General features: G+C 58.9%; 3 protein-coding genes. All 3 read left to right on the top strand.

All coding sequences use genetic code 11. The features are described from left to right. Window positions 1-1,393 precede the first annotated feature (1,393 nt). The 3 genes from A3CW_RS52990 to A3CW_RS49870 are packed head-to-tail and all read left to right on the top strand — an operon-like array spanning window position 1,394 to window position 4,513. On the top strand, window positions 1,394-2,740 hold the full coding sequence (locus tag A3CW_RS52990; RefSeq protein ID WP_154678237.1) for a hypothetical protein: 1,347 nt from the start codon (window positions 1,394-1,396) through the stop codon (window positions 2,738-2,740). Between the two features lies 1 nt (window position 2,741). Beyond that, window positions 2,742-3,029, top strand: a complete 288-nt coding sequence (locus A3CW_RS0144005; protein WP_028209147.1) for a PAAR domain-containing protein — start codon at window positions 2,742-2,744, stop codon at window positions 3,027-3,029. 11 nt (window positions 3,030-3,040) lie between these two features. Beyond that, on the top strand, window positions 3,041-4,513 hold the full coding sequence (locus A3CW_RS49870; protein ID WP_051482113.1) for a hypothetical protein: 1,473 nt from the start codon (window positions 3,041-3,043) through the stop codon (window positions 4,511-4,513). Window positions 4,514-4,730 lie beyond the last annotated feature (217 nt).

Here is a 4,730-nt window from a genome sequence, read left to right as displayed (position 1 = left end):
GTGAAGGCGGCGAAGGAAATCATCCTGAACGTGAGCGGCACCTACGTGAAGCTCAGCGGGGAAGGCGTCGAGATCGGCTCGCGTGGCGGTGTGCTGTNCCGGACGGCCAGCNTGAAGGGCANCGGTCCCGCGCAGATGGACCTGGGCGGCACAGCGTTCGCGCCGAAGTTCGTGCCGTACACGACCGACTGCGAGGTATGGCGGACCAATCCGAAGTTTGTGGTGCCTCCTGCACCTCCAGCACCTGCGCCCGAGATGGGCGAGGCGGAGAGTGCGGGTGGAGTTCCGCCTGCCCCACCGTCCGACATGGGCGCGGCGGCATCGGCTGGACAACAGCAGGCGAACTCGGATAACAGTCCGCTGGTGCTGACTGACCCGGACAATGCGCCCAAGGGGAAGGTTCCCGAAAACCTGGACCCGATCAGGCTCAACAAGGTCGTGCCGTGCGACTGGCAGATGCCGGTGCTTCGGAGCGAGCGTGAACCGTCGATGGAGACTCGGACATACCTTGCCATCAGGAAGGATGGGTCGCCGTGGCTCTATAAGGGTAAGCGTCAGACTGGTGGAGGGGATCGGACATCGCCCTTTGAACTGGCCTATGACCCGCGGTCGAAAACGGTCACGGCAACGGTTCGTATCAAACTCGTGCTTAGGGACATCCGGGTGGCGGGTCCAGATGGAGAAGCGGTGCAACCGGTTCAGTCAGTGCCCTATGATTTTGACCAGTTTGCACTTGCGTTGGCGGGTAGCAAACCAATTCCAGGATATGTTGTGGAATCCCGCAGCCAGCCGGGGCCGAATTTCAAGCTCCCCGAAGTTCGTGCCCGCGTTGAAGCTGTCCTCAACCAGAAGTCATTCTGGCTGGTTCTCGATCAATGCCAAAAAGGCGCGTCCTGTGGTTGCCGGGTCAGGGTGAAGTACGCGGTTGAACTCTATCTGGCTGACGCGACTGGTAACGTGGCGACGGACAAGAAAATCCATCGGCCCGTGAATCTCTTTCCTGCGGCGAAGCGCTGTGACGCGAACAGTTGGGGGGAAGAGACCTGGATACCCAAAGAACAACCGCGCATCCCCTTTCCTGACAATTCCATAGCGCATGAATGCGGCTATCTGTTTAACTTTCCTGACGAGTATTACGACAAGGGCGGCTGGCTGCACAAGATGTACATCGAAAACGGCGAAGTAAATTTCGCGACGATAAAGGAGGAGGCCGGAAAAGTGACGTGGCAGGCGGATTCGGCTGAGAACCTGATGGGGGGCGGTTGCGCGCATCTGGTATTACCTGGTCAACCTCCAACGGCGCAGCTTGACTACTACTACGGCAACTATATTGCGCGGGAATTCAATGTTATGACAGGCCGCACCTGGCGGGTGGGATATGAGAAGTAGTCGATTGCTTCGCTGGCCTGTCGGGTTTCTTCTTTTGATTGTTTCAATGGGGTATGTGATGGCGAATACAGGTGTGTCCGGTGACGATATCGGCACGAAACTCGATTTCGCTGAATTGACAACAAATGGTCCGAGTGTTCGCGCTGGAAAGGTGGCGTTGATTAGAAGCAATATTGACGATCCCGATGTGGCGGGATTTACCCTGCTCGAAGCCCGGTTGCAAGGGGAGGCACTAGAAGCGGCCAAGGAGATAACGTCTATTCTTTGCGACAGGGCGCAATGGAGCAAGAACGACTATTACCTGCCACAATTCACGGTTGTTTGTCCGGCAACTGATGAAACGGTACATTCCAATTTCGATGTTTTGCCGAAAAAGGCAGCGTGGCGATATGATGACTTGAGTAATATTCTGAAGGCGTATTGTGTACGAAATGGAATCGCCGTAGAGAAGCTTACCATCTCTGTTCTATCTGTCGAGAAGTCGACAGACGGGAAATTTAACGTTCGGCTGAGGTTGTTCAACAGCGGTCGCGACAAAACGACAGTTGATGCCCCAGACTCGGCGGGACCGCGCGGCTACCTTTCAGTTGGAATTCCGGGGGAAAATGTTTGGGCCATTAATAATGCCTCATCTGGAAAGGAACTTTCCCGCGTCACGATCGATCCGGGGCAATTCTTCGACCTTTCATATTCAGGAGTACCGTACAATAAAATTCCTGCCGGAACCTACGATGTCAGCGCCTGGATTACATTGGGTTTGAGCTTTGATGGTCCATATGCCATGAATGATGACGTTAGTTTCCATTCTGACTTCAGGGCTCCGTTGCGCATCACGTTCGACCGCGACTACCCCTCGACGCCCCAGGAGCGCGAGCAGTGGGAAGCGATGCACAAGGCAGAGATGTCGCGGCAACCGGTCAAGCCGGGGCAGACCTTTGCCGAGGACGGTCTGTACCGTGCCGTGCGTACTGACAACGGCCATCGCGGTCTGTTGCTCAAGCCGTTCAAGGCCGGGGAGGCGGCGACCACCGGGCGCGTCACGATGCCGATGGAGCAACTGCCCGATGTCAACATCGACGGGCCGGTGCAGTGGGTGTGGGAGGCGACCGCGCCAACGCCCGTCAAGCAATGGTCGTTCGACATGATCGCGGACACCGTGCAGTTCTGCGAGTCAGGCGCTGAGTGTCCACGCAGTGGGCGCTGGGTCAGACGCATCCACTCAGATTCTTTGTACGGGCGGGCTCCCACCCGGTACGACCTCGCCAGCATCGTGACGCGACGCCGGGGCGAGCGCATGCCCGAGGGCGACGTGGACTCGGGCAGGACCGATTGGGAATGGGTAGGAGCCTGACATGAGCGAACGCGCCCACATCTATGAAGGCGACCATACGACCACAGGCGGGACGGTGGTCGATGGCATCGATGGCACAGGCTACAACGGACGCAGGATGGGCTACCTCGGCGCAGCGGTACGCTGCCCGGCGTGTGGCACGACCGGCAGGATCGAGCGCAACGGCGCACGCTTCGAGCAGGAGTTCTACGGCAAGGTGCCCGCGCTGGAGAACGACTATTGCGCATGTGCCTGCAATCCGAAACCCCTGCTGCGCGCATCACTGCGCGCGTGGACTGTTGACGCCTGAACGGAGGCCACATGAGTTTTCGCTGGGATCAGCGCATGCCGGAAGAATGGCCTGCTGTGAAGCCGCCGCCCGTATGGCTCTATATCTGCATATTCCTGGTTGTTCATGTCGCCGCCCTGGTCATCGTGTTGGCGGACTGGCCGAAAGGCGTGCCCATTTGGTCGGAAAAGCTTTTTCACGAGGCGTTTGCGGTTCCGCTTACTCTTTCGATGGCAATCTGCTTCATGCTGCACATGGTCCTGTATGACGGGCCGGCAATGCAGGCAGCAGATCACAACACGGAACGCTGGCACCAGATAGTCAACTGGCAGCGGCAAGTCCGCTCGGGTGTCGCCGTGCTTGATAGCGTGGTACTCGCTCCGGAGCCGGACCTCGCCGTGCGCATGCTGGGGCTTGAGGGAAAGCCACCGGAGAATCCGGGCAAGGTCAAGGCGCTGGATGTCGGCGCTGGCGAGGAAGGCACACCCCGCCTTCACAGTGTGCTCACGCAACTTCTGACGCCCCTGTTGCCATGTCTCGCGACGGCGATGCGCAGCGACTCCTTCGAAATCGTGATGCAGTGCGACCAGCCAGAACTCTCGCTTGACGTCCAGCAGGTCTGGAAGCAGATGGAACTGGCTGGGGTGCCCCGCGTCAGGTCGCTGGGCAACAACATGGACGTTGGGTTTGCGGATCACTGGTTCAAGGACTATATGCAATCACCCTATGCCTATGCCTCGTACACCGTGGACCGGACTCCAAAGTATCGCCTGCTGCTCGCGTGGCATCTGAACGAGGCAGGGCAGGACGGGGAAGGGCAGGACATTGAACCGGCGTTTTCAGAGGCGGCAGTGGCGCTGCTGCTGGGTTCGCCTGCGCTCATGCGGGAGAAGAAGGACCTGAGACAGCAGGCGTGGCTGTTACGCCAGATGACCAGCGACGCCGACCAGGTGGACAGGTCGCTCTCCCTGCTGCTCGACGCGGGCCAGGTGCCACGCGAGCGCATTCATCACTTCTGGCATAGCCGCCTCAAGGGCATTGCGCAGCACGGGACGATGGGCGCGGTACGGGAGAGCGGTCAGAAACTCGAAGAACACGCGCTAGAGCAGGCGGTCGGACCGCAGGCACCCGTAGCGCGCTGGCTGCTCCAGGCGCTCGCCGCGAAGATGGCGCACTTCGGGCAGGGGCCGCAACTCATTGCACTGCCTCATGAACAAGGCGTTGCACTCAATCTGGCGGCAAAGGAACCCGCTCCGGTGGATGTGCCGTGGAAGCACGAATACAGCTACCGCCCGGTGTTTGGTCCCGCTCTCGGCGCAATCATTTCACTCTGGACGTTTGCGATGCTTGTCTCCCAGAACAAGCTGTGGGGCACGTTCGAGACGGTTGTCACCTGTGGGGCCGTTTTCCTGGTGATTGCGGTTTTCGTCGTCCGCCATCCCCGGCTCGTTGCGTCGATGGCGAGATCGACCGGGGAATATGTGGCCGGCGCTATTGGGTTCTGAAAAAGGGGGCAACGTTGGGTAACGATGTTTGCGAGCACATGGGAAAAGAAGCCATTCCCCACGCGTCGCCCGAAAACCTTTGTGGGACAAGGACTTGATGCGGATGTCCAGAAGTTGCTAACAGGGCTCTCAACAGAATCTGTGGGTAACTCACGTCCGCAATGCACAAGCCCGACAAACATCTGTTCTGTTTCGATTCAACAGGTTAGAGGTTGGC

The sequence above is a fragment of the Paraburkholderia nodosa DSM 21604 genome (genome assembly GCF_000519185.1).
Taxonomy (GTDB): domain Bacteria; phylum Pseudomonadota; class Gammaproteobacteria; order Burkholderiales; family Burkholderiaceae; genus Paraburkholderia; species Paraburkholderia nodosa.
Note: the sequence above shows the minus strand (reverse complement) of the source record. Positions and strands in the feature narration are given on the sequence as shown.

Coding starts and splice junctions, on each gene's coding strand:
- A3CW_RS0144005 (WP_028209147.1), top strand. CDS start 2,742: ATGAGCGAACGCGCCCACATCTATGAAGGCGACCATACGACCACAGGC.
- A3CW_RS49870 (WP_051482113.1), top strand. CDS start 3,041: ATGAGTTTTCGCTGGGATCAGCGCATGCCGGAAGAATGGCCTGCTGTG.